20 protein-coding genes and 1 pseudogene are annotated in these 24,994 nt (G+C 69.6%); 15 read left to right on the forward strand and 6 right to left on the reverse strand.

Features of this window, described 5'->3' with window-relative positions; translation table 11 throughout:
* Window positions 1–67 precede the first annotated feature (67 nt).
* The 3 genes from IE302_RS24850 (at window position 68) to mdlC (ending at window position 5,156) form a co-directional block, all read left to right on the forward strand.
* Window positions 68–2,788 (forward strand): sensor histidine kinase, encoded by a 2,721-nt coding sequence (locus IE302_RS24850; protein WP_191256853.1) that lies wholly within the window; start codon window positions 68–70, stop codon window positions 2,786–2,788.
* Window positions 2,789–2,804: 16 nt separating this feature from the next.
* Window positions 2,805–3,482 carry a copper homeostasis protein CutC gene (locus tag IE302_RS24855; RefSeq protein ID WP_191256854.1) on the forward strand — a complete coding sequence of 226 codons (678 nt, stop codon included), beginning with the start codon at window positions 2,805–2,807 and terminating at the stop codon, window positions 3,480–3,482.
* Window positions 3,483–3,572: 90 nt separating this feature from the next.
* Window positions 3,573–5,156, forward strand: coding sequence for a benzoylformate decarboxylase (gene mdlC / locus IE302_RS24860; protein WP_191256855.1), 1,584 nt, complete (start codon window positions 3,573–3,575; stop codon window positions 5,154–5,156).
* Between the two features lie 83 nt (window positions 5,157–5,239).
* Here mdlC and IE302_RS24865 read toward each other — a convergent pair whose 3' ends face one another.
* The 5 genes from IE302_RS24865 to IE302_RS24885 all read right to left on the reverse strand — a co-directional run bounded on the left by IE302_RS24865 (window position 5,240) and on the right by IE302_RS24885 (window position 10,013).
* Complete coding sequence (locus IE302_RS24865; RefSeq protein ID WP_191256856.1) at window positions 5,240–6,112, reverse strand: ABC transporter ATP-binding protein; 873 nt, start codon at window positions 6,110–6,112, stop codon at window positions 5,240–5,242.
* Window positions 6,113–6,134: 22 nt separating this feature from the next.
* Window positions 6,135–6,968 (reverse strand): ABC transporter permease, encoded by an 834-nt coding sequence (locus IE302_RS24870; RefSeq protein WP_191256857.1) that lies wholly within the window; start codon window positions 6,966–6,968, stop codon window positions 6,135–6,137.
* Window positions 6,965–7,735, reverse strand: coding sequence for an ABC transporter permease (locus tag IE302_RS24875; RefSeq protein WP_191256858.1), 771 nt, complete (start codon window positions 7,733–7,735; stop codon window positions 6,965–6,967). Before IE302_RS24875 ends, IE302_RS24870 begins: the two co-directional genes overlap by 4 nt.
* Before the next feature lie 8 nt (window positions 7,736–7,743).
* The gene (locus tag IE302_RS24880; protein WP_373308019.1) at window positions 7,744–8,748 is read right to left on the reverse strand and encodes an ABC transporter substrate-binding protein; all 1,005 of its coding nucleotides are present in this window, start codon (window positions 8,746–8,748) and stop codon (window positions 7,744–7,746) included.
* A gap of 248 nt (window positions 8,749–8,996) precedes the next feature.
* On the reverse strand, window positions 8,997–10,013 hold the full coding sequence (locus IE302_RS24885; RefSeq protein WP_191256859.1) for an ABC transporter substrate-binding protein: 1,017 nt from the start codon (window positions 10,011–10,013) through the stop codon (window positions 8,997–8,999).
* 674 nt (window positions 10,014–10,687) lie between these two features.
* On the opposite strand from IE302_RS24885, the gene IE302_RS24890 reads away from it, so the two are divergent.
* The 7 genes from IE302_RS24890 to IE302_RS24920 all read left to right on the forward strand — a co-directional run bounded on the left by IE302_RS24890 (window position 10,688) and on the right by IE302_RS24920 (window position 17,708).
* Window positions 10,688–13,804 (forward strand): sensor histidine kinase, encoded by a 3,117-nt coding sequence (locus tag IE302_RS24890; protein WP_191256949.1) that lies wholly within the window; start codon window positions 10,688–10,690, stop codon window positions 13,802–13,804.
* 20 nt (window positions 13,805–13,824) lie between these two features.
* Window positions 13,825–14,283 carry a roadblock/LC7 domain-containing protein gene (locus IE302_RS24895; RefSeq protein ID WP_085939650.1) on the forward strand — a complete coding sequence of 153 codons (459 nt, stop codon included), beginning with the start codon at window positions 13,825–13,827 and terminating at the stop codon, window positions 14,281–14,283.
* A gap of 25 nt (window positions 14,284–14,308) precedes the next feature.
* Window positions 14,309–15,094 (forward strand): DUF742 domain-containing protein, encoded by a 786-nt coding sequence (locus IE302_RS24900; protein WP_191256860.1) that lies wholly within the window; start codon window positions 14,309–14,311, stop codon window positions 15,092–15,094.
* Complete coding sequence (locus IE302_RS24905; protein WP_007033392.1) at window positions 15,075–15,683, forward strand: GTP-binding protein; 609 nt, start codon at window positions 15,075–15,077, stop codon at window positions 15,681–15,683. The genes IE302_RS24900 and IE302_RS24905 overlap by 20 nt, the downstream gene beginning before the upstream one ends.
* A 429-nt stretch (window positions 15,684–16,112) precedes the next feature.
* Window positions 16,113–16,532 (forward strand): roadblock/LC7 domain-containing protein, encoded by a 420-nt coding sequence (locus IE302_RS24910; protein ID WP_005156190.1) that lies wholly within the window; start codon window positions 16,113–16,115, stop codon window positions 16,530–16,532.
* A 6-nt stretch (window positions 16,533–16,538) separates the two neighbouring features.
* Window positions 16,539–17,150 (forward strand): DUF742 domain-containing protein, encoded by a 612-nt coding sequence (locus IE302_RS24915; RefSeq protein WP_191256861.1) that lies wholly within the window; start codon window positions 16,539–16,541, stop codon window positions 17,148–17,150.
* A 96-nt stretch (window positions 17,151–17,246) separates the two neighbouring features.
* Window positions 17,247–17,708: a hypothetical protein gene (locus tag IE302_RS24920; protein ID WP_191256862.1), complete on the forward strand. Its 462-nt coding sequence runs from the start codon at window positions 17,247–17,249 to the stop codon at window positions 17,706–17,708.
* A 131-nt stretch (window positions 17,709–17,839) separates the two neighbouring features.
* On the opposite strand, the gene IE302_RS24925 is transcribed toward IE302_RS24920, so the two are convergent.
* Entirely contained in the window at window positions 17,840–20,083 is a 2,244-nt protein-coding gene (locus IE302_RS24925) for a helicase-associated domain-containing protein (RefSeq protein WP_191256863.1), read from the reverse strand.
* Between the two features lie 95 nt (window positions 20,084–20,178).
* Here IE302_RS24925 and IE302_RS24930 point away from each other — a divergent pair, with 95 nt between their 5' ends.
* The 5 genes and pseudogenes from IE302_RS24930 to IE302_RS43195 all read left to right on the forward strand — a co-directional run bounded on the left by IE302_RS24930 (window position 20,179) and on the right by IE302_RS43195 (window position 24,943).
* Window positions 20,179–20,361 carry a hypothetical protein gene (locus IE302_RS24930; RefSeq protein ID WP_191256864.1) on the forward strand — a complete coding sequence of 61 codons (183 nt, stop codon included), beginning with the start codon at window positions 20,179–20,181 and terminating at the stop codon, window positions 20,359–20,361.
* A gap of 101 nt (window positions 20,362–20,462) precedes the next feature.
* Complete coding sequence (locus IE302_RS24935) at window positions 20,463–21,854, forward strand: NAD-dependent malic enzyme (protein ID WP_191256865.1); 1,392 nt, start codon at window positions 20,463–20,465, stop codon at window positions 21,852–21,854.
* A 149-nt stretch (window positions 21,855–22,003) separates the two neighbouring features.
* The gene (locus IE302_RS24940; protein WP_191256866.1) at window positions 22,004–23,542 is read left to right on the forward strand and encodes an alpha/beta hydrolase; all 1,539 of its coding nucleotides are present in this window, start codon (window positions 22,004–22,006) and stop codon (window positions 23,540–23,542) included.
* A 17-nt stretch (window positions 23,543–23,559) separates the two neighbouring features.
* Window positions 23,560–24,030: a cyclic pyranopterin monophosphate synthase MoaC gene (moaC, locus tag IE302_RS24945; RefSeq protein WP_039917570.1), complete on the forward strand. Its 471-nt coding sequence runs from the start codon at window positions 23,560–23,562 to the stop codon at window positions 24,028–24,030.
* A pseudogene (locus IE302_RS43195) lies at window positions 24,027–24,943 on the forward strand (molybdenum cofactor biosynthesis protein MoaE). The gene moaC and the pseudogene IE302_RS43195 overlap by 4 nt, the downstream one beginning before the upstream one ends.
* Window positions 24,944–24,994 lie beyond the last annotated feature (51 nt).

The raw sequence follows: 24,994 nt of genomic DNA on the forward strand, positions 1-24,994 counted from the left end.
TAGGTTCGGGCTCTCGTCCCCGATATCAGCCATGGGAAAGGGTCCCGTGGTGGGAAAAGGAAACCAGGTGGCCCGTCGCGACAAGCGTCCCCGTGGGGGCGACGCGACGGAACGGCACCCTCGCGTCGGCGGCCGCTGGCGGCTGCGGAACTGGCACCTGCGTACCAAACTCTTCGTGGTACTCCTGATTCCCGCGCTCGCGGTGGTCGCCCTCGTCGGGCTCCGGGTCGACTCGGATCTGCGGGATGCCCGGCAGCTGGCCGAATTCGCCACCCGGGGCCGGGTCGACAGCACCGTCGCCGAGGCCGTGCACCAGCTTCAGCGCGAACGGGACCTCACCGTCCGGTTCGTCGCGGGCGATCGCAAGGGCGACCTGTCCGAATTGATCGAGCAGCGCAAGCGCGTCGACACGGCCATCGGCACGTTCGACCGCACGCTCGGCGAGAGCAAGAGCAGGCTCGGCGACAAGGCCGCGACCAGTCTCCAGCTGACGAGTGACCGGCTGCGCGTGCTGACCGGGCTCAGGTTTTCCGCGGAACACTCGGCTTTTCCCGCCGACGCGGTGCTGCGCTCCTACAGCGAACTGATCTCCGGCCTGCTCGACATCAGCGATTCCACCGCCGCCGACGTGTCCGATCCGGATCTGGGGAAGCTCCGCCTCGCGGGCAACGCGCTCGCGCGGGTCAAAGACCAGATGTCGGTCAAGCGCGCGATCCTGGCGGCCGCGCTCGCCCAGGGCGGCCTGAACCGGGACAGGACCCGCGCGCTGCTCGGCGCCGAGGCCGAACTCGCCGCCGCCCGCAACGACTACCGCACCTTCGCGACGCCCGAACAGCAGCGGATGTACGACGACACGGTCATCGGCCTGATCGTCGACATCGGCAACGACATGGTGGAGTCGGCGCTCATCCGCGCCGAGAACGACCAGGGGCTCGGCGGCCTGGACCCGAACCAGTGGGACACCTCGGCCACCTACACGGTCAATCTGGCCCACCAGGTGCAGCAGGCGCTGCTCGTGCAGCTGCAAGAACGTACGGACACCCTTGCGGCACAAGCGAGAACGTCCGCGATCTGGGACGGCGGCATCGTGCTCGGCGTCCTGCTGGTCGCCGGGGTGCTCTCCGTGATCATCGCGCGTTCGCTGCTGCGGCCGCTGCGGATCCTGCGCCGCAGCGCGCTCCAGGTCGCCGAGCACCAGCTCCCGGCGGCCGTCGAGGGCCTGCTCAGCGATCCCGAGCCGCAGCCGGAGAACCTGCGGCGACGGCTGGCCGTCGCGCCGGTCCCGGTGTTCAGCCGCGAGGAACTCGGCCAGGTGGCGCGGGCGTTCGACGCGGTGCACGGCGAAGCGGTCCGGCTCGCCGGGGAACAGGCCATGCTGCGGGAGAACATCAACGCGATGTTCGTGAACCTGTCCCAGCGGAGCCAGGATCTCGTCGAGCGCCAGCTTTCCGTGCTGGACCGCATGGAGGCCGACGAACAGGATCCCGACACGCTCGCCGGGCTCTTCGAACTCGACCACCTCGCGACGCGGATGCGGCGCAACAGCGAGAACCTGCTGGTGCTCTCCGGGACCGACGTCGTCCGCGAGGACGGCGGTTCCGTCGTCGCGGACGAGATCATCGGCGCCGCGCTTTCGGAGGTCGAGCACTACCAGCGCATCGAACTCGGTGCGGCGCCGCGGATCGCGGTGCGCGGCGAGGCGGTCAACGACCTCGTGCACGTGGTGTCCGAGCTGCTGGAGAACGCGACCCGGTATTCGGACCAGAGCACGATGGTGCAGGTCGAGGGGCACGAGACCGACCGCGGCGAATGGCAGATCGAGATCACCGACCACGGTGCCGGGATGCCGCAGGCGGAGATCGACCGGACCAACACGCGGCTGGCGAACCCGCCGGACGTCGACGTCGAAGTCTCCCGGCGGATGGGCCTGTTCGTGGTCGCGACGCTGGCCGTCCGGCACCGCATCGACGTCCGCCTGCGGTCCGCCGACGGCGGCGGGATCACCGCCGTGGTCGTCGTGCCCGCCGGGCTCATCGTCGAAGCGCCCCGGCCCGCCCCGATGCCGGAACCCCCGCCCGTCGTCGTCGCCCCCGAACCGGAACCCGAACCGCCGCTGGAAGTCCCGCCGCTGGCCGAACCGGAGGAGAGCGCGGAGGAGTCGCGGTTCGCGCCCGTGCTGGACCCCGGGCCGCTGCGGCGCGCGCCCGTCGTCGAGCGGGAGACCCAGCCGGAGTGGCCGTCGGCGGACGACGACGCCGTCAACCATCTCGAACTGGACTCGCCGACCGAGCGGATGCCCAAGTACCAGAGCGTGCTCTCGCAGTGGTTCGACCACGGCGGCCCGCGCGAGGGACCTTCGCCCGCCGAGCCCGGCCCGCCTTCTTTGCCGTCGTTCGAACCGGTGAAGGCGGCGGAAGCGGCTGAAGCGAGCGCCTCGGGCGAGAAGCCCGCGGAGGATCCGGACGAGCCGACCGAACCGACGCTGAAGCCGCTGGAGCCGAAGGCTCTGGAGTCGCAGGAAAAGGCGCCGGAGCCCGAGCCCGCGCCCGAGCCCGCCTGGCCGACGTCCGCCGAGCTGGAACAGGAGGACGGCGCGGAGGACACGTGGCCGTTCCTGCCCGCCGTCGTCCCGGAAGCCCGGTCGCAGGACGACAGGCCGGAGAAGCCGCGAGGGGAGAGGCCGATACTCTCACTTTCCCCCGAAGCGGTCCGTGAACGGATGACCAGCCTGCAAGGCGGATTCCGGCGCGGTCGCCACGCCAGGGGTGAAGACAACCCCTCGGCTTAAGCGAATTGGAAGGTCCATGAGTTCGAAAACCGGCCTGCTGGAAGTGATCGCGCTGACCGCGGCGGACGCGGAGCGCGCACAGGAGGGCGGGGCCGATCGCCTCGAACTGGTCAGCGACATGGCCAGCGACGGTCTTTCGCCGTCGGTCGGGACGCTGCGCGAAGTACTCGCCGCCACCGATCTCCCGGTGCGGGTCATGGTGCGCGACAACATGTCCTTCGCCGCCGGCGACCTCGACGGGCTGCGCGCGGACGCCGTACGGCTGATCGAAGCGGGCGCGCGGGAGTTCGTCTTCGGCTTCCTGGACCTGGACAGCGAAATCGACGTCGACGCCTGCGAGACGCTGGTCAAAGAGCTCGACGGACTGCCCTGGACCTTCCACCGGGCCATCGACCGCGCGCGGGACCCGTTGCGCGCCTACGACCAGCTGGCCGCGCTCGGCTGCGACACGGTGCTCGCGGCCGGGCATCCGCACGGTGTGGCGCACGGGCTGTCGGTCCTGCAGCGGCTCGCCCGGCGTGAGGACGGGCCCCGGCTGCTGGTCGGTGGCGGCCTGCGGGCGCAGCAGGTGCATCTGCTGCGGGCAGGCGGGGTGCGCGCGTTCCACGTCGGCAGCGCGGTCCGGCCCGGCGGCTGGGAGTCCGATGTGGACGTCGCCGCCGTTCGCGAATGGGCCGCCCTGGTCAAGGAGTAGGCCGCGAACACCGGGTCAGGTCCAGACCACACACGGTGATATAAGGTTGCATCTTCAACTATCGCCATCCGACCAGATACCGTGTGCGCCATGGCTACCCGCACCGTACGTGACGCGACCAGGGAACTGCTGCGCGAACTGGGCCTGACCACGGTTTTCGGCAACCCCGGTACGACCGAGATCGCCTTCCTCACGGAATGGCCGGACGACTTCACCTACGTGCTAGCGCTCCACGAGGCGTCCGTCGTCGCGATGGCCGACGGGTACGCCCGCGCCGCGCGACGGCCGGCGCTGGTGAACCTGCATTCCGCGGGCGGCGTCGGCCACGCGCTCGGGCACATCTTCACCGCCTACCGCAACAACGCGCCGCTGATCATCCTGGCCGGTCAGCAGACCAGGTCGCTGCTGCCGGACGACCCGTTCCTCGGCGCCGTCGAGGCGACGAACTTCCCCAAGCCGTACGTGAAGTGGAGCTGCGAGCCCGCCAGGGCCGAGGACGTCCCGGCGGCGCTGGCGCGGGCGTATCACATCGCGACGCAGGCACCCATGGGTCCGGTGTTCGTCTCGGTACCGGTGGACGACTGGGACGTCGAGACCTCCAAGCCGATCGTCTCCCGGCCGCCGATCCGCGGCTTCGCGCCCGATCCGTCCGCTGTGGACGAACTGGTGTCCGCCCTGGACGCCGCCGAGCGCCCGGCGATCGTGGTCGGCCCCGGCATCGACGGTGAAGGCGCCGTGCCGGACGTCGTTGCGCTGGCCGAGAAGGTGGGCGCCGGGGTCTGGGCGCCGCCGATGGGCGCGCGCTGCTCCTTCCCCGAGGACCACCCGCAGTTCTTCGGTTTCCTTCAGCCGGAACGGAAAATGCTCGCGAGCGCGCTGGTCGAGCACGATCTCGTGGTCGTCATCGGTGCCCCGGCGTTCACCTACCACGTGTACCGGGGCGAGTCGGAAACCGCGCTGCCGCCGCTGTTCCTGATCAGCGACGACGAGCAGATCCTCGCCAGGGCCGCCGAGGGTACCGGGATCCGGGCGACGCCGAAGCTCGCGATCCGCGCACTGCTGGACCGCGTCGCGCCCCGGGAGGCGCCGAAGGCCCGCACCCGGCTGGAGAAGCCCGCCGCGGCCACGCCGATCACGCCCGGCTTCGCCTACGCCACGATCGCGGAGGTCCTGCCGGACGACGCGATCGTCGTCGAGGAGACACCGAGCCACCGCAACGAACTGCACGATCACCTGCCGATCAAGTCCACCGACTCCGGCTTCCTCACCGTCGCCAGCGGCACCCTGGGCTACGGCCTCCCGGCCGCCGTCGGCGCCGCGCTGGCCCGGCCGGACCGCAAGGTCGTCGCCATCCTCGGCGACGGTTCGAGCATGTACTGCGTCCAGGCACTGTGGACGGCGGCGCAGCACAACCTGCCGGTGACGTTCGTGATCTTCGACAACTCGGAGTACGCCGCCGTGCGCATCCTCGGCGAGGCGGCCGGTGGCGAGAAGGTGCCGGGCGTCGACCTCGGCGGCATCGATTTCCCCGCGCTGGCGAAGAGCCTGGGGCTGGGGACTTCGGTCGTCGAGAAGGCCGAGGACCTCAAGCCGACGCTGGAAGCCGCGCTGCCGGACGAGCGGCCGCATCTGGTGCACGTCCGCATCGACGCGAACCCGCGCACGCTCTACTGACGAGCCTCCGGAAGTACCTGAAGGCCCCCTTCCTTGCGCTAGGCGCAAGGAAGGGGGCCTTCATGTACCAAGGCGGAAGAGCGTCAGCTCTTGGCGCGGACTTCGGCCTCAGCGGCGTCGGCGGCGGCTTCCTGCTGCGCCAGTTCGTACTCGGCCGCGTCCGAAGCCGCGGTGACGGCCTCAGGCGCGCCACCGTGCAGCAGCCGCGCCACCTCACCGCGCAGCGTCACGAACTCGGCGGATTCGCGCGTGGTGATCTGGTCCCGTTCCGCGGGCAGCCCGACCGGCAGGTCCGCGACGATCTTGGCGGGCGACTTCGACAGCACCAGCACCCGGTCCGACAGGTAGACGCTCTCGTCGATGTCGTGCGTGACCACGAGAACCGTGCTCCCGTTCTCGCGCTGCACGCGCCGGGTCAGGTCCTCCAGCTCGAACCGCGTCTGGGCGTCGACCGACGCGAACGGCTCGTCCATCAGCAGCAGCGCCGGCCGGCTGGCCAGCGCCCGCGCGATCGACACACGCTGCTGCATACCGCCCGAGAGCTGCCACGGGAACTTCGAGCCGACCCCGGACAGGCCGACGGACTCCAGTGCCTCCTGCGCCCGCGTACGGCGCTCGGAGCGGCTCAAGTTACGCCACCGCAAGGGGAACTCGACGTTCTTCGCGACCGAGAGCCACGGGAACAGCGAGCGGCTGTAGTCCTGGAACACCACGGCCAGGTCCTCCGGCACACCGGAAGAGACGTCGTCGCCGTGCAGGCTGACCCGGCCGGACGTCGGCTTGATCAGCCCGGCGATACAGCGCAGCAGCGTCGACTTGCCGCAGCCCGACGGGCCGACGATGCTCGCGAGCTGTCCCGCTTCCACGGTGAACGACAGGTCGTTGACCGCGACGTGTGCCTTTTCTCCCGCGCCGTACCGGTGGTTCAGCCCGGAGACTTCGAGCATGGTTGACATCTTTGCTGACCCTTCGAAAGAACTAGATACGGCCGTTGCGGGTGGGCTGCCAGCGAAGCACTCTCTGCTCCACCGCCAGGAAGGCCGCGTTGAACCCGAAGCCGAGGAGCCCGAGCAGGACCAGCCACGACCACATGAGCGGGAAGTCGAACGCCTGCTGGGCGTCCATCAGGGACCGGCCGATGCCGTTGTAGGAGCCGACCAGTTCCGAGATCACCATCAGCAGCAGCGAAATGGAGAGGCTCAGCCGCAGGCCCGCGAAGATCTTCGGCCCGGCGGCGGGCAGCACGATCGAGCGCACCCAGTACGACCGCGGCGTCCGGAACGACTTCGCGGTGTCGATCTTCACCTGGTCCACCGAGCGGACGCCGTCCACGGTGTTGAGCAGCACCGGCCAGATCGCGCCGAAGATGATCGACCCGGTCTGCATACCCGGTCCGAGTCCGAAGAGGACGATGAACACCGGGATCAGCGCGGGCGGCGGAACCGAGCGGAAGAAGGCGAAAAGCGGGCCGACGTAGTCCATTCCGTGCTTCGACCGGCCCAACGCGACACCCAGCGCGACACCGAGAACGCCGGCCAGCAGCCAGCCGCCCAGTGTCCGGCCGAGGCTGGGGAGGACGTTGTCGAACACGGTGTCGGTCAGGAACAGCTGCGAGGCCGGACCGGTGAACCAGAGCTTGGCCGAGCTGGCCACGATTTCGGTCGGCGGCGGGAAGAACGGGCTTTCCGCGAGCCGGGTCCCGAGCTCCCAGAGCCCGAGCAGGGCGAAGAACAGCAGCCAGTTGCGGACCAGGATGCCGAGGCCCCGGCCCACGCGCCTGCCGACGCGGCTGGTCAGCGTGAGGGTCGTCACGAGACCGCCTCCCGGTCGACCGTGCTCCAGCGGAACGCCCGCCTGCCGATCATTTCGAGTCCGCCGTTGATGAGGAAGCCGAGCGCGCCGACCACCACGGTGCCGGCGAGCACGAGGTCGAACCTGGTCGAACCGGTACTGGCCTGCATGATGAAGTTGCCGATGCCGAGTTTGGCGCCCGCCAGGAACTCGGTACTGACCACCGCGATCAGCGCGATGTTGGCGGACAGCCGGACCCCGGTGAACACGAACGGCGCGGTGTGCGGCAGCGCCACCGAGGTGAGCGTCCGGAACTTGCCGGTGCCGCAGGCCTTCGCGGTCTCCAGCAGCACGGGGTCGATCTCGCCGAGGGCGTAGATCGTGTTGAACATGATGGGCCACAGCGACGCGTACACGGCCAGCGTGATCTTCGCTTCGGGACCGCCGCCGATCAGCAGGAGCACCAGCGGGATCAGCGCCACGGCGGGGATCGGCCGCAGGAACTCGACGATCACCGCGGTCGCGGTGCGCAGGCCGGGGATGCTGCCCAGCAGCAGACCGGCGGGCACGGCGATGGCGACGGCGATCAGCAGCGCGATCGCCCACGCGAGGAACGTGGCGACCAGGTCCCGGATGAACTGCGTCTCCCCGAACTGTTCGACGATCGTCACCAGGACGACGGACGGCGGGGGGAGGAACTCTTTACGGACCAGGCCGGCCTGGACGATCACTTCCCACAGGAGGAAGAAACCGGCCAGACCGGCCAGGGCACGGAGAAGTCGTGGCACCTTGACCTTTATCCAGCTTGAGGGGCGAGCATCGGGGCGGCGTCGAGCTTGGCCGTCAGCACACCGGTCTGCTGCAACAGGTCCGGCACGCGCTGCAGGCGACGCGGGTCCAGAGTGGATCCGAACGTCGGCAGCGTGAGCAGTGACGCTGTTTCGGCGTCGACCTTGGCGTACTTGACGATCAGCGGCTCGATCTTGGAGCGGTCGGCCGAGTCGCGCACGGCCTTGCCCAGGGCGCGTTGGAACGCGGCCAGGGTCTTGGGGTTCTTGTCCACGAATGACCCGAGCGAGCCGAAGCCCGCCAGGGGGAAGTCCTGCGTGGCGCCGGTCGCGATGTCGACGACCGGGGTCGCGCCGACGACCTTGGAGGCCTGGGTCAGGAACGGCTCGGGCAGGTAGCCCGCGTCGACCTGGCCCGCAGCCAGCGCGGCGCCGATGTTCGGCAGCGCCATCGGCACCCACGTGACCTTGCTGGTGTCGACGCCGTGGTCCTTCATCACCGAGACGGTCAGCAGGTGGGAGGCGGTGTTCTTGTCGGTGATCGCGATCTTCTTGCCCGCGAGGTCGTTGATCGTCTTGACCGACGACGTCGGCACCGTGACGACCGCGTTGCTCTTGGGGCTCGCGGAGACCGCGTCGGCGACGAGCCGGATGTCGGCCGCGCCCTTGCTCTTCGCGACGAAGAAGGGCATATAGGTGGAGAAGGCGATGTCGACCTCGCCACCGATCATCTTGGTCATCGACGCCTGACCACTGGGGGCGTCGACCGCTTCGACCTCGAGACCCTCGGCCTTGAAGTAGCCGCCCTCCTGCGCCAGCCGCAGCGGCGCGAGGTCGACGACGGGCAGCAGGGAAACCTTGATCTTCGGCTTCTCCAGGCCACCGTCACCACCGGCCGCCTTGGACGTGTCTTCGCCGCCGAGGGCGCCACAGGCGCCCAACGTGGCCAGCATGAGCGCGCTCAGGGCGACGCCGATGGCACCCCGGCCTCTACGTGCACCACTCCTGCTCATGGCGTTTCGAAACAAAGCCAGCTCCTCGGAAACAATGAATCACCGTTGGGGTTTTTTCATCCGTGTCGTGGCTCCATTTCGCCAGGCACGCGGTCACCTTAGAGATTTGCCCACCTGCTCACAATGGGTGTCGTGTGCGGGTGATCATTTTAGGCCATTCGCCCGATACCATGATCACCCGCTTGGACAACATTACTTTCAGTGAGCGAATTCCGCGTGGAACGGCTATTCGGAGTAACCGCGCGTCATCAACTCGTGGCCTGGGCCGCGATCATCGGGCCGACGTCGATCTTGGTCGGGATCGCACCCATCTGCAGGAGCAGATCCGGCACCCGCTGGATGCGGCGGGGGTCCAGGGTGGACTGGAAGGTCAGCAGCGTGGTCAGCGCGGCGGTGTCCTGGTCGATCTTGGCGTACTTGACCAGCAGCGGCTCGATCTTGGAGCGGTCCGCCGCGTCACGGGTGGCCTTCTGCATGGCGCGCTGGAAGGCGGCCACGGTCTTCGGGTTCTCCGTCACGAACTTGCCGAGCGAGCCGTAGCCCGCGGTGGGGAAGTCCTGGGTGGCGCCGGTGGCGGTGTCCACGACCGGGACGGTGCCCGCCTGCTTCGCGGTCTGCGTGATGAACGGCTCGGTCAGGAAGCCGGCGTCGATGTCGCCGTTCTTGAGCGCGGCGCCGACGTTCGGCAGCTGGATCGGCACCCACGTGACCTTGCTGGTGTCGACGCCGTGGTCCTTCATGACCGATTTGGACAGCGTGTCGGACACGGTGTTCGGCGCGGTGATGCCGATCTTCTTGCCGGCCAGGTCGGCGACACTCTTCACCGACGACGTCGGCAGCGTGACCAGCATCGTGCTCTTCGGACCGGCGGAGGAGGCGTCCGCGACCAGCTTGATGTCGGCGGTGTTCTTGCTCATCGCGATGAAGAAGGGTGTGTAGCTCGCGTACGCGATGTCGACCTCGCCGCCGATCAGCTTGGTCAGCGAGATCTGGCCGGTACCCGCCTCGATCGCCTCGACATCGAGGCCTTCGTTCTTGAAGTAGCCGCCGTCCTGGGCGAGACGCAGGGGCGCGAGGTCGATGGTCGACATCACGGCGACCTTGATCTTCGACTTCTCGAGGTTCCCGGAGCCGCCGGAGGAGGACGACTCGTCCCCGCCGAGCAGGCCGCAGCCACCGACCGACGTCGTGACGACGGCCGCCATCGCGAGCGCGATCGCCCCGCGCCGTCCCAGGCGGGCGCTCAAGGCCTTCTTCGAAAGCAAGTGGTGCTCCTGATCGAGGGAAGGTCACGTGATGACGTGGCCTGGTACGGAATTCGGAAGTGACTCTTTGTCCGGAGTCACGGGCCCACTGTAGAGAACGGACAACGCGCTCACAATGGGTGGTCATCCCATGATCCCAAGTGGTAACAATCACCCGAACAGGCTGTTTGTCAGAAGTGAACACAACTCGGCGTGTTCGCGACGGGGACTTGTTGACAACTGAGCGCGGACAGGTCAAGACCCGTCCGGTGTCTTCTTGGAGGTCTTGTCCAAAGGGTTACATCTGGGCCTACCGTTCGCTACCCTCATGCACCGGTAGTGAGGTGTGGACCACTGATGTAGTGAAAGAGAGTGCCTTGGATGGCCGAACGCTCTGGACCTTTCCCGAGGTGCAAGGCACTCTGTGTTGAACAAGAACCCGGTGTTGAACACTTCGGACACGTCCGTGCTTCACTGGTGCGCGCCCGTGCACTGGCGGGTTAGGCCGAACAGACCAATGACGCAAGGCGGGAATTCGGCCAAGTGCACTTGAGAGACCGCGTCGAAGACGACTTCCTCATTCGCCAGGGTGAGCACTCGCGTCAAGCATCCGCCTGCCCGACGGCAGGAGAGTGCGGGTAGTGGTCTCAGACAACCGGCCCAGACAGCAGCAGTACGGCCAGTACGAGAACGGCATGTCCAAAATGGGCTTTCCCGGCCCGGATGAAGATGATGGTGGTGCGGCGGTGCCGAACGAAGACACCGCGGGGGTGGGAGGGGCCCCTGCGCGGGAAACCGGAGACGGTCCTGGCGGGAAGGCCGGGTCGTTCCTGGGCCTGCGTAACTGGCGTCTGCGATCCAAACTCGCGGCCGTCCTGATCATTCCGACGCTGACCGCGCTCGCACTCGGCACGCTGCGCGTGATCGACGACAGCAGCGAGGCCGCCCGGTTCCAGGACACCGCCGACCAGGTCGCGTTCGCCGACAAGATCACGCTCGTGGTCCACGAGCTGCAGAGCGAACGCGCGCTGGCCGTCGCCTCGAAGGCTTCGGACGACCCGTCGCGCCAGGCCGGTCTCGACGCGCAGATCGCCAAGGTCGACCGCGCCATCGACGACCTGCGGGCTTCGGCGAACCAGATCAACCCGGACGACCAGGACACGAGGGACCGCTACGCGCGGGGTCTGCAGCGGCTCGACGGCCTGCGCCCGCTGCGCGGCGCGATGAACACCTCGCTGCTGAGCGACACCCCGGTCCTGATCGCCTACACCGGCATCCTCGACTCGCTGGTCCAGCTCGGCCGCGAGGTGACCACCGCGGTGGCGAACCGCGACGTGCTCCGGCTCGGCGTCACCGTGCAGGCCATCAGTGAGAGCAAGGAGTTCATCGCCCGCGGTGACGCGGCGCTGCTGATCGCCTCCTTCCGCTCGTCGTTCCCCGGCGACCTGTTCGACCAGGCCCGTTCGGCGGTCGCGAGCGGCGACGCCTCGACGGCGGCCTTCCTCGCCAACGCCAGCCCCGAACAGCGGCAGCTCTACTCGGACACCTTCTCCGGTCCCGAGGTCGACGACCGCCGCCGGATCACCACGATGGCGTTCTCGCTGTACCAGCAGAACCAGACGCCGTCGATCGACAACGTCGCGCTCGGCAACGACAGCCGGGTCGCGCTGGACAAGCTGCGCGCGGTCGAGACCAACCTGCTCGGCCAGCTGCGGGCCCAGGCCGACGACCTGGCCACCGACGCGATCAACTCCGCCTGGATCGGCGGCGCGATCGTGCTGCTGGCCCTGCTCGCGGCGCTGTTCCTGATGCTCGTCATCGCCCGCCTGATGCTGCGCCCGCTGCGGGTGCTGCGGAAGACGGCGCTCGACGTCGCCTACACACGACTGCCGGAAACCGTGCAAGCGATCCTGGACGACCCGGATCCGGTCAACGCCTCGAAGCGGTCGGTCGAGCCGGTGCCCGTCACTTCGCGTGACGAGATCGGTGAAGTGGCGCGCTCGTTCGACGTCGTCCACGAACAGGCCGTCAAGATGGCCGCCGAGCAGGCCCTCCTGCGCGAGAACGTCAACGGCATCTTCGTGAACCTGTCCCGCCGGTCGCAGCGGCTGGTGGAACGCCAGCTCGGCGTCATCGACCGGCTGGAGGCCGACGAGCAGGACCCGGACCACTTGGCCAGCCTGTTCGAGCTCGACCACCTCGCCACGCGGCTGCGCCGCAACGGTGAAAGCCTCCTGGTGCTCTCGGGCGCCGGTCTCGCGAAGTCGGTGCCCAAGCCGGTGCCCGCCGCCGACGTCATCGGCGCCGCGGTCTCGGAGATCGAGCAGTACGCCCGGATCGAGATCGGGATCGTCCCCGAGGTCGCCGTCCAGGGCCTGACGATCCACGACCTCGTGCACGTGCTCGCGGAGCTGCTCGACAACGCCACCTACTTCTCCGAGCCGGAGACGAAGGTGACCGTCCGCGCGGTGATCACCCGCAAGAAGGCGCTCGCCATCCAGGTCACCGACCACGGTGTCGGCATGACCGACGAGCGGCTCGCCGAGGTCAACCAGCGGCTGGCCGACCCGCCGGACCTGGACGTCTCGGTGACCCGGCGGATGGGCCTGTACGTGGTCGCGCGCCTGGCGCGCCGCCACGGCATCGAGGTCCGGCTCCGGGAGAACGAGGACATCGAGGGCGGCGTGATCGCGCGGGTCGTCGTGCCCGCCGAGCTGCTCACGCAGATGCGGCCCGGCGCGCGGAACACCCCGCCCCCGCCGAACCGTTCGGAAACGTCGATGCCTTCGATGCCGTCGGTCTCGGAGATGTCGAGCTCGCTGCCGAACATCCCGGCCTCCGACCGCGGCCTGGAGATGACCCCGCCGCCGCCGTCGAAGCCCCCGGCGCCGCAGCCGGTCGCGCAACAGGGCGGGCTCGTCCCGCTCGACCAGCCGATCAGCCTCGACGACCTGGTCGCGGGCAAGAACGCGGCGGGGCCGTTCCTCAGCCCCGCGGCCCCCGCCGAGGAGACCCCGGCGTGGCCGACGGCCGACGACCTCCCGTCGTCGAACGGCGACGGCGCCTCCAGTGACACGGACACCCAGTTCGCGCCGCTCGTGCTGCCGAAGCGGGAGCCGAGGTACGTCCCGGTGACCCCGCCGGAGCCGCCGCGGCAGCCCGAGGAGCCCGTGGACGCCGGCAAGTCGGCGCTCGAGGACGACGTCCCCACCCGGCGGCTGCCGATCTACCAGTCGGTGCTCTCTCGCTGGTTCAGCGAGGGCGACGAGGCCGGGTCGGACACCCCGACCACGTACACCGAGCCGGTCGATTCCGACGTGCCCGAGCAGACCCGCAACGGCGGCGGCGAAGCGGCGGAATCCGCCGTCGAGGACGCCCCCGAAGAGGCATTGCCCACTCGGACGCCGCAGAGTGTTCCGCCGGAGACGGTGCTCCAGGACAATGGCTGGCGCAGCGCGTCGGACGACGGCTGGCAAGCGGCACAGGTCCTGTACGAAGATCGGAACGACGAGATCACCCCGGCGGGCCTGCCGAAACGGGTGCCGAACCAGTACCTCGTCCCCGGCTCGATCGGCGGGAACGAGCCGAAGAAGGAAGACTCGTTCGCCGACAAGACTTCCGGGATGCCCGGAACGGGTGCGATCGCCCGCTCGGCGACGGCGGCCCGGAGTCGGATGGCAAGCTTCCAGAAGGGCTACACGTCGGGACGGCACGCGTTGAAGGAACGCCCGCTCGATGCGCTGGATGACAACGGCGTTCCGGTGACTGGCAGGGGTGCGGGTTCCCCTGCCGATGACAGCAGTAAGGAGTGACAGTGACACGGGCGGGTGCGATGCAGCCGGGTGGTCCGGCGCAGCCTGGCGGCCAGGCGCAGGGTAAAGGACACACGAGCAGCTTTGCCTGGCTGATCACGGATTTCGTGCACCGGGTCCCGGGCGCGGCGCATGCCGTGGTGGTGTCGGCGGACGGTTTGCTGCTGGCCTCCTCGAAGGGGCTTCCCAAGGACAGGGCCGATCAGCTGGCCGCTGTCGCGTCGGGGCTCACCAGCCTCGCGCGCGGTGCGGCCAAGGTGTTCGAAGGCGGCACGGTCGCGCAGACGGTGGTCGAGATGGCCAATGGCTTCCTCTTCCTGATGTCGGTGTCCGACGGTTCCTGTCTGGCGGTCCTCGGGTCGCCGGAGAGCGACATCGGCCTGGTCGTCTACGAGATGACCTTGCTGGTGGAACGGGTGGGGCAACAGCTGACACCGGAGATGCGCGCGCAGCTGCAGGGCGCGTCGGTCCGCCGCTGAGCGACCGGGAACCGAGGAGATTGCCGTGGACGACGGGCGCTTGAGGGGCGATGGCCGGCTCGGTGACGACTTCAACGGCGGGTGGTCGGAACGTGACGACGGCCGGGAGGACTGGACGTCCTTCCGGGACCGGGTCGACCGCGAATGGCGATCGCGCCGGGCACAGGGGTCGGACAACGACCCCGTGTCCTCCGACGATGCCTCCCGCTGGCTGACCGATTCGAACGCGGGACAGGGACCCGCCGATTTCAGCGTCTCCGACTACCGGGAACGTCTCCTCGGTGGCCCCGGGGCGGAACTGTTCGGTGGTGGCAGTGGTCCGCTCTACGACTCGGGCGAGTTCGCCCGGTTCTCCTTCGACAAGGAGGAGGAGCGGAGGGCGGCGGCGGCCGCCGCCGACCCGCTCGCCGCGGCCTTGCCGCAGCAGGCGCAGAACGAGTTCGTCGACGAGCAGTACACCACCGACGTCGAATCCTCCGGCTTGGTCCGGCCGTACTTCCGTACGCGTGGCCGGACCAAGCCGACGTACGACCTTGCCATCGAGGCGTTGATCTCGACCAGCGAACAGGGACGCGTGCTCGACCGGGTGCGCGTCCCCGAACACCGGTCGATCTGCGACCTTTGCCTGGACACCCGTTCCGTCGCCGAAGTCGCGGCGCTGCTGCGCCTGCCGCTCGGCGTGGTCCGGGTGCTGATCGGAGACGTGGCCGGCCTCGGCCTGGTCCTGGTGCACACTGCCAGCCAGAACGTGGGTGACCGGCCCAGTATCGAGTTCATGGAGAGGGTGCTCAGTGGGCTTCGGAGAATTTGACTCCGACGCGAATGCGCCGCAGGTGACCGGACCGACTTCGTCGGCCAAGATCGTGGTCGCTGGCGGATTCGGCTCGGGGAAGACCACGCTGGTCGGGGCGGTATCGGAGATCGATCCGCTGACCACCGAGGCCATGATGACCGAGGCCAGTACCGGCGTCGACGACAATTCGGCCACCCCGAACAAGTCGACGACGACCGTGGCCATGGACTTCGGCCGGATTTCGCTGGACTCGGACCTGGTGCTGTACGTGTTCGGTACGCCGGGCCAGCACCGGTTCTGGTTCATGTGGGACGACCTCGCGGTCGGCGCCATCGGTGCCGTCGTGCTGGTCGACACGCGGCGGCTCGCCGACGCGTTCCCGTCGATCGACTTCTTCGAGAACCGGAAGCTGCCGTACGTCGTGGCGATCAACTGCTTCGACCGGCTGCTGCACCACCAGATCGAGGACGTCCGGCACGCGCTGACGATCTCACCGTCCGTGCCGATCATGGCGTGTGACGCGCGGGAACGTGAGTCCGCCAAGCAGGTGTTGATCTCGGTCGTGCAGCACGCCATCGCACACGATTCGGCGTTGCGCGCGGGATAAAACAGGACAAAAGCCCGGAGCGGATGCGGCCGTTGGAGTGAACTCGGCAGGCTTCACCCGCTTCGGGGAGCAGCGCCACCTGCCGGATTGAACGCGGGGCGATCCCTTTCACGCGATCCGGTGCCGGTAGTGCCGGATCGGGTGAGCGGAAAGCCGGTGACCTGCGTGGACACCGATTCACGCCTGGTCGCACCAGGCCACCACGGGGTGACCCACGAATGCGTGGTTCGCGATGTGTCGACGCGGTGAGCGGCTGGACGTTCACGTTCGGTTAACACCCTCGGCCGGGTGGCGGGCTCGACACGATCGGCGGGACGAATACGCTGGGTGGAGGCGTCTTTGGGCTCGGCGGTACCGGATCGGTGCTGGTCGGCGGGAGACGCCCGGACCACGCCGCCCAGGTGGTCTTGACGCAGCGAGGAGGGACTTGTGACGGCATCCGGGCAGCAGAGCTCGTTCGGCTGGCTCATCACGGATTTCGCGCGCCGGGTTCCCGGTGCGGCGCACGCCGTGCTGGTCTCCGCGGACGGGCTTCTCCTCGCGCCGTCGGACGGGCTGCCGCAGGAGCGCGCCGAACAGCTGTCCGCGGTCGCCTCCGGACTGATCAGCCTCACCGCCGGCGCGGCACGCTGCTTCGACGCGGGCGGGGTCAACCAGACCGTCGTCGAGATGGAACGCGGGTACCTCTTCCTCATGTCGGTCGCCGACGGCTCGTCACTCGCCGTCCTGGCGGCGCCGACCTGCGACATCGGCACCGTGGCCTACGAGATGACGCTGCTCGTCGAGCGGGTCGGGCAGCAGATCACCCCCGAACTGAGGGCGCAGCTGCAGGGCGGCGTACGTGGGTAGCCGCCGATGAAGATCACCGGATTCACCGAACCGGACCCCTCCGGCTGGGACTCGCTCTATCAGGGCACCGAACGCGAGGCTTTCGATTCACCGGGCCGGTTCGAACTGAGCTCGATCAGCACGATCATGCCGCGGCGCCCGGCCAAGCCGCCGGAGCCCGTCCCTTCGCCGGTGTCGCCGCCTCCGCTGCCCGCGTCGATGCCCTCGCCGATCCGCCAGTCGCCGCCGCCGTCCAGGACGGAGAGCGCCGCCGCGCCCGCTTCGGTCTACCTTCCGTCTTCGGGCTCCCGGGTCCGGCCCTACACGCGCACCGGCGGGCGCACCCGCACCGCGCACGACCTGGCGCTGGAGGCACTGGTTTCGACCAGTGACGACGGCCGCCGGTATCGCGGCGTGCGGACCATGGAGCACCGGCAGATCTGCGACCTCTGCCTGGACACCCGGTCGATCGCGGAGATCGCCGCGCACCTGCGGCTGCCACTGGGCGTCGTGAAGGTGCTCGTCGGCGACATGGCGGACGCGGGCCTGGTGCTGATCCACCAGACCGAGCTGATCCTGGGCGACTCCTCCTCGCGCGCTTTCATGGAGCGCGTCCTTCAGGGCCTCCGGGCCCTCTGACCGCCTGCATTTCGTCCTCTGAATGCGGGCTTCGCTGCCTCGTAGCTGGCAGCCGCGGTCTTCGACCGAGCGGTCCACGACGAGGTCCGTCTGGTCATGTCGGAGCTTCGAGGCAGGCGGCGCATCCCGAAACTCCACTGGAACGAGATGGATCCGGCGGAACAGGAGGCTGCTGTCAAGACACTCGCCGGCCTCGACGGCTTTCACCTCGTCGCGATCGGATCCCCGGTACCCCGGCGACGGCAGGAACGTGCCCGTGCCCGCTGTCTCCGGCGGTTGGTTCTCGAACTCTCCGCGTTCGACGTCGAGCTGCTCGTCCTCGAGTCACGCACAGCCACGTTGAACGCTCGGGACGTCGAAACGGTCAAAGGCGCCCGGTTCGACCTTCCGAAGGGCACCGCTTTCCGGGTCGCCCACGAGCCGGGCAAAGACGAACCTTTGCTTTGGGCGGCGGACATCGTCGCCGGTGCGATCAAGGCAGGGAAGGACGGGCGCCTCGGCTACCGCCGGTTGATCGAGGATCTCGTGTACGAGATAGCCGTCGAGACGGACTGCTAGCGGACATGCGTAAGGCCAGGGTCCCGGTCTGCCCCGGGTGCACCTGGCCTTGCGACTCGCCTGACGTCCGCGACGTCACGCTCCGAACACAGTTTAGACCAGTCGTCGCGGCAAAGCACGCCACCGCGAAGTCAGTCTTCGACGAGGGCGGCCGAAGTGATCCGGTGCAGCGGGTACCGCTCGTTGTCGGTCCCTTCGAGCACTCCGCCGCCGACCCGCATCGGCCGCACGACCCGCTGGCTCGCCGTCCCGCGTGAGTCGACGAATCCGATCCACACCTCGCGGCGCTCCATGGTCGCTTGGGAAAGCAGCGCCAGCGTCGCGGACGTGTCCCCGGCACCACCGCCCTGTGGCGCGCGCACCGTCTCGCCGCGACGACGCGCCGAAGCGGCGTCACCGGCCCGGACGTGCGCGACGATCTTGCCGACCTGATCGTCCGTCAGCCCGGCTGGCTCTCCAGGGGCCCGACGCGCGGCACGCGCCTTCGCGGGCAGGCGACGTCCGGACGGCCTGATGTCCATGACACGTCCGTCGGGGCCTTCGGCGGCCGGAGCGAACCCGGCGGCGCGAAGGGCGTCGAGGACTTCGGCGAGCGGGTACGCGCTGATGAGCACCGTCGGCGCGATCATGCGCAAGCCGTACTCGGTCGCGACAGGGCTGCCCATGACCTCCGCGAGCAGCGACGCGTCGTCACAGCGCAGGAAAGACTCGGCGGCCCCGCCGCGCAGCCGCCCGTGCCGCCGGGCGACGTCGTCGATCAGGTAGCTCAACGACTGGGGTACCGGCGTCGCCGACTTCGCGGTGAACAGCTGGTGCAGTTCGCCCGCGGTCCGCCCGGTGTCGAGCGCGCGCCGCACGGAGGTCTCGGTGATCCGGTAGACGGTCGCGTGCCCGGCCGATTCGATGTCGGCGACGGCGATCATCTCGGCCGCGAGGTCGGCTTCCAGCGGTCCCGGCGCGACCACCGTCAGGTCGGCCTGGACCAGGACGTGGTCCACCGGCCGCGGCAGCGCGTCCAGCATCGCCTCGACGGCGCCGGGCCGGTCCTCGGCCAGCAGGGCCCGCGTCGCCGTGGTCAGCCCGCCGAGCCCGATCAGGCCGAGCGCGGCCCCCTCGGCCATCGTCCAGCGCACGGTCTCGTCCCGCAGCCGCCCGCCTCGCCGCGGCGCGCGCCAGGCGAGCGACGCGACCAGTTCGTCGGTGCTCTTCACCCCGGCGCCTTCGGGCAGCGCGGCCAGGGCGAGCAGGATCCGCCGCCGCGACGTGGGCGCCAGCGGACGGCGCAAGTCCTCCGAAAGCGGCGCGATCGGCTTGTCCTTCGCGTCCCGCCCGCCGGCGAGACCGGGCAGCCGGGGCAGTTCGAGCCAGGCCTGCGCGACCGTCATCCAGCGCTGCGCCGTCGGCGAGGCGAGCCACGAATCCGTGAGCGTCGTCGGCACCCATTCCGGCGCGGTCGCCTCGCTGTCGGCCACCAGCCCGGCGCCGACGGCGATCTCCGCCAGCAGGGTCACCCGCGTCTCGTCGACGTCGAGATCCTTGGCGAGCTTCTTCAGTTCGCGGACCCCGAGCCCGCCGGACTTCAGCACCGGCGGCGGCGTCTCCGACCAAGAGCGGAGCATGGTTTCGGTCTGGCGCAGGAACTCCATCGCCTCGCCCGCCGCCGTCGAGTCCACTGTGGATGACTGATGCGGGTGGACGGGGAGTTCTGGTTCGCGCAGCGACGCACGATCGAACACCGACCCGCCGCGCAGGGCGATCCCGATCTCGCGCGGCAGTTCGACGGTCTGATCGTCCCGGCGCAGCAACAGCCCCCGGGCGAGCAGGCGCTGGACCGGGTTCTGCGCCCGCTCCAGCGGGACGTCGGCCGACGCGTCGCGGGTGCGGCCGATCGGCGGTCCGGCGGCCAGCGTCGTCAGCAGGGCTCGCTCGTCCTCGCCGACCTCCGCGAGCGCGGCCTCGATGTCCGTCCCGGCGAGCGAGGGCGAAGACGATCCCAATCCGGCGGGGAAGGGGCCGAGCGCGTCTCGGGCCGACGGCGGGACGCGCAGCGCGTCGTCCTCGCCCCAGACCAGCGCGCGTGCGCGCAGCAGGGCCAGCGCCTCGCCGATCTCGGTGCCGGTGAGCCGCGCGACCTCGGCCGCGGCGACCGGATCGGTGTCCGCTCCGGCGAGCAGCAGCGCGTCGAGCACGGCGAGGGTGAAGGTGTCGAGGTCTTCGCAGGCGCGCGCGACGGAACCCGGCGTGCCGGCCCGGGTGGCGAGCACGATGGTGTCGGACGGGGGCGGCGTGGACAGGTCGCGACGCGTGCGCAGCAGTGCGGCGAGGGCGTCGTCGGACTCCTGGCGCAGCCAGTCCGCCAGGGAGGGCGCGGGCATAGAGGACCAGGATACCGGGCGGGTGCGGGCCCGGCAGCCACGTTCGGGCAGACTGTGCCGGAGAGAACGGCTTTGACCATGCTCGGGAGGACGTTGTGGCGAAGGGCGAGAACAAGAAGCGCGCGGGGATCGACCCGACGTGGCCCGGTGAGGACGGGGAGCACCCCGTCACCGAGCTCGCATCGGATCGGCAGGGCGCCCTGTCCCCGTTCGGCGACGTGACCTTCCCGCTCGACGCGGTGCCCTACGTGCACCCCGAGACCGAGATCAACCGGTAGAAAGCTACTGATCAGTTACCCCCTGCGAGGGTTCGTGGCGGTCGTCACGGGAGTAGGTTTTCGATCGACCTATTCGAGCGTTCCTCAGCGGGGGTAGTGCCATGCCGGTTCCCGGTCCCGGATATTCGATCACCGTCCGGGTGGAGGCCCCCGCGTCGTCCACCGCGGCGGGTGACCTGACCACCGCCGTCGGCCGGGTCGGCGGCGTGCTGACCGCGTTCGACGTCGTCGAGTCGCACCCCGACTCGATCGTCGTCGACATCAGCGCCAACGCCCTGTCGGAGAACCACGCGCAGGACATCACGCAGACCCTGGACTCGATGCCGGGCGTCCGCGTCCGCAAGGTCTCCGACCGGACGTTCCTGATCCACCTCGGCGGCAAGATCGAGGTCAGCCCCAAGGTCGCGCTCCGCAACCGTGACGACCTCTCCCGCGCGTACACGCCGGGCGTCGCCCGCGTCTGCCAGGCGATCGCGGCGAACCCCGAGGACGCGCGCCGCCTGACCATCAAGCGCAACACGGTCGCGGTGCTCACCGACGGTTCCGCGGTGCTCGGGCTGGGCAACATCGGCCCGGCCGCCGCGCTCCCGGTGATGGAGGGCAAGGCGGCGCTGTTCAAGAAGTTCGCCGACGTCGACGCGTGGCCGGTCTGCCTGGACACCCAGGACACCGAAGAGATCATCATGATCGCGAAGGCGCTCGCGCCGGTCTACGCGGGCATCAACCTCGAGGACATCGCCGCGCCGCGCTGTTTCGAGATCGAGAAGCGCCTGCGTGAGCAGCTCGACATCCCGGTGTTCCACGACGACCAGCACGGCACCGCGATCGTCGTGGTCGCCGCGCTGCGCAACGCCCTGCGCGTGGTCGGGAAGAACATCGAGGACTGCAAGATCGTCGTCAGCGGCGTCGGCGCGGCGGGCTCGGCGATCATCCGCCTGCTGCTGCGCAAGAACCCGGGCGACATCGTGGCCGCCGACATCGATGGCATCGTGCACTCCGCGCGCGGCAACCTCGACGAGAACCTGACCTGGATCGCCGAGCACACCAACTCCGAGCAGCAGGCGGGCACGCTGCACGAGGCGCTCGTCGGCGCCGACGTGTTCATCGGTGTCTCCGCGCCGAACCTGTTCGGGGCCGAGCAGGTCGCGACCATGAAGTCCGACGCCGTCGTGTTCGCGCTGGCCAACCCGGACCCGGAGATCGACCCCCTCGAAGCGGGGAAGCACGCCGCCGTGGTCGCCACCGGCCGCAGCGACTTCCCGAACCAGATCAACAACGTGCTCGCGTTCCCCGGTGTCTTCCGCGGTCTGCTCGACGCGCAGGCACACCACATCGACGACTCGATGCTGCTCGCGGCGGCCGACGCCATCGCCGACGTCGTGGACAACGGCAAGCTGAACGCCTCGTTCATCGTGCCGAGCGTGTTCGACAGCGCCGTCGCCCCCGCCGTCGCCGACGCGGTCAAAAAGGCTGCCAAAGCAGGTCAGCAGTAGGGCGCGATAGCAAATCTCCCTTGCTCCATTCGGCCGCATCGTCATCACTGAGGCCGACCCCGGGGGCCGACTCCAGGGTGACGACTCCGCACATGCCCCGCTCCTAGGCTCGATTTCGACCAAGAAGTCGATCATGACAGGGGTTGGGGATGAATCGCTCTGTCCTGAGCAGAATCGGGACACTGACGGCCGCGGTGGTCACCACGGCGGTACTCGTACCGGCCTCGGCGTCCGCCGCGGCCGGTGCGCTGGACTGGGAAGCCTGTCCGGACGCGCCCACACTGCAGTGCACCACCTTGAAGGTCCCGCTCGACTACCGGAACCCGGGCGGGCCGACCATCGACGTCGCCGTGTCGAAGCTCGCCAGCACCAAGCCGGCGAAGCGGCGCGGCGTCATGCTGACGAATCCGGGCGGCCCCGGTGGCCCGGGGCTGACGATGCCGGAATCCCTGCGCGCCGCGGGTATGCCGGCGAGTGTGCTCGACGCGTACGACATCATCGGGTTCGACCCGCGGGGGATCGGGCACAGCACGCCGGTCACCTGCGATCTCAAGCCCGAGCAGCTGGTCAGCAACGTCCCGCCGTACGCGCGTGACGCGGCGGCGGTGGCGGATCGGGCGACGCAAGTGGCCGGTGTCGCGAAGCAGTGCGGTGAGTCGAAGACCGCGGGGATCCTGCCGTACATCACCACGGCCAACACCGCCCGCGACATGGACCGGATCCGGGAAGCCCTGGGCGAGAAGAAACTCTCGTACTACGGCGTCTCGTACGGCAGCTATCTCGGCGCCGTGTATTCGACGCTGTTCCCGCAGCGGACCGACCGCATCGTGCTCGACAGCGTGGTCGGCCCGGGCGGGCTCGACCCGTCGACCTCGCGCCGGCTCGCGGAGGGTTTCCAGGACCGCTTCCCGGACTTCGCGAAGTGGGCGGCGGCACGGCACGCCAGCTACGGGCTCGGCAGCACTCCGCGGCAGGTGACGGCGAAGTTCTACGAACTCGCCGCCAAGCTCGACGGCGGCGCGGTCCCCGGCGTGGACGGCGCGGCGTTCCGGATGGGCACGTTCGGCGCGCTGTATTCGACCGGGTCCTTCCCCACGCTGGCGCAGCAGTGGCAGGCGCTCGACGGCGAAGGCGTGCTGAAGCAGTCCGCTCAGGCCGCGCAGATCGACATGGGCAACGTGCTGTCCGGCCAGCTGCACGTGGTCTGCAACGACGCGAACTGGCCCGAGAACGTCGGGACCTACCAGCGCAACGTCGAGAAGGACCGGGTCAAGTACCCGATGTTCGGCGCCGCCGGGGCCAACATCTGGGCGTGCGCGTACTGGCCGTCCGAGTCGATCGAGCCTGCCGTGCGGATCGGCGACCGTGGCCCGTCGAACATCCTGGTGGTGCAGAACCTGCGTGACCCCGCCACTCCGCTCAGCGGGGCCAAGGAGACACGGCGCGCGCTGGGTGACCGCGCGCGGATGGTGTCGGTCGACGACGGCGGGCACGGGGTGTGGCTGAGCTCGGAGAACGCTTGCGGCAACAACGCCGTCAACCGGTTCCTCGTGGACGGCAAGCGTCCCGCGCACGACACGGCCTGCGCCGCGGACAACGGCGGGTACTTCGGTTCGATGTCGCCGGAGCGGCGCCAGGAACGCGAGAAGGCGCTCGACGAGGTTCGCTCGAAGCAACTGATGTTCTGAGGACTAGCCTGCTGGGCGTGAGTGAACTCAGCCACGTCGACCATACGGGCGCCGCCCGTATGGTCGACGTTTCCGGCAAGACGCCCACCGCCCGCACCGCGCTGGCGGGCGGCACCGTGCACACCACGGCCGAGGTGCTCGGCCTGCTGGCGACGGACGGGCTCCCCAAGGGCGACGCCCTCGCGACCGCCCGGATCGCGGGCATCATGGGCGCGAAGAAGGTGCCTGAGCTGATCCCGCTCTGCCACCAGATCGCGCTGTCCGGGGTGAAGGTCGAGTTCGCCCTCGACGAGACCGCCGTCCACATCACCGCGACGGCGAAGACGAACGACCGCACCGGCGTCGAGATGGAGGCGCTGACCGCCGTCGCCGTCGCCGGGCTGACCTTGCACGACATGATCAAGGCCGTCGATCCGGCGGCGACCCTCGACGACGTCCGCCTGATCCGCAAGGACGGCGGCAAGACCGGGACCTGGGAGCGGCCGTGAACCGGGTCGCGAGGGTGATCGTGGCGTCGAACCGCGCCGCGAAGGGTGTCTACGAGGACACGACCGGTCCGGTCATCACGGCCTGGCTCGCCGAACGGGGCTGGGACGTGCCGGAACCCGTGGTCGTCGAGGACGGGGAACCGGTCGGCGAGGCCCTGCGGGGCGCCGTCGCGGCCCGGGTCCAGGTGATCGTGACCACCGGCGGCACCGGCATCTCGCCGACGGACCGCACCCCGGACGTCACGCGCGCCGTCCTCGACTACGAACTCCCCGGCGTCGCGGACGCGATCCGGGCCGCCGGACTGCCCAAGGTGCCCACGGCCGTGCTCTCGCGCGGGGTCGCCGGCGTCGCCGGGCGGACCCTGGTGGTGAACCTGCCCGGCTCACGCGGCGGCGTGAAGGACGGCCTGGGCGTATTGGACGGGATCCTCGACCACGCCGTCGACCAGCTGGCGGGCGGCGACCACCCACGGGAGGCACAGCAGTGAGCGTTCGGGTCGCACGGACCGCGGTGGTCGACGAGCCGCTTTCGGTCGAGGAGCACGCCCGGCTGGTGGACGACGCGGCCGCGGGCGCCGTCGTCACCTTCGGTGGGGTCGTGCGGGACCACGACGGCGGCCGGTCGGTGGAACGGCTCGCCTACGAGGGCCACCCCTCCGCCTCGGAGGTGCTCGCGGAGGTCGTCGCGGATCTCTCCAGGAAGTGGGAGGGCGTGCGGGCGGTCGCGGTGAGCCACCGGCTGGGCGCGCTGGCCATCGGGGACGTCGCGCTGGCGTGCGCAGTGGCGGCCGAGCACCGGGGCCAGGCGTTCGCCGCCTGCTCGGAGCTGGTCGACGAGGTCAAGGCGCGGCTGCCGGTGTGGAAGCACCAGCACTTCAGCGACGGCAGCGACGAGTGGGTCAACTCGCCGTAGCGGGTGACCGGGTGTCGCGCCGGTCGTGAGCGACTGCAATGAAGGGGCCTT

The organism is Amycolatopsis oliviviridis, assembly GCF_014654365.1.
GTDB lineage: Bacteria > Actinomycetota > Actinomycetes > Mycobacteriales > Pseudonocardiaceae > Amycolatopsis > Amycolatopsis oliviviridis.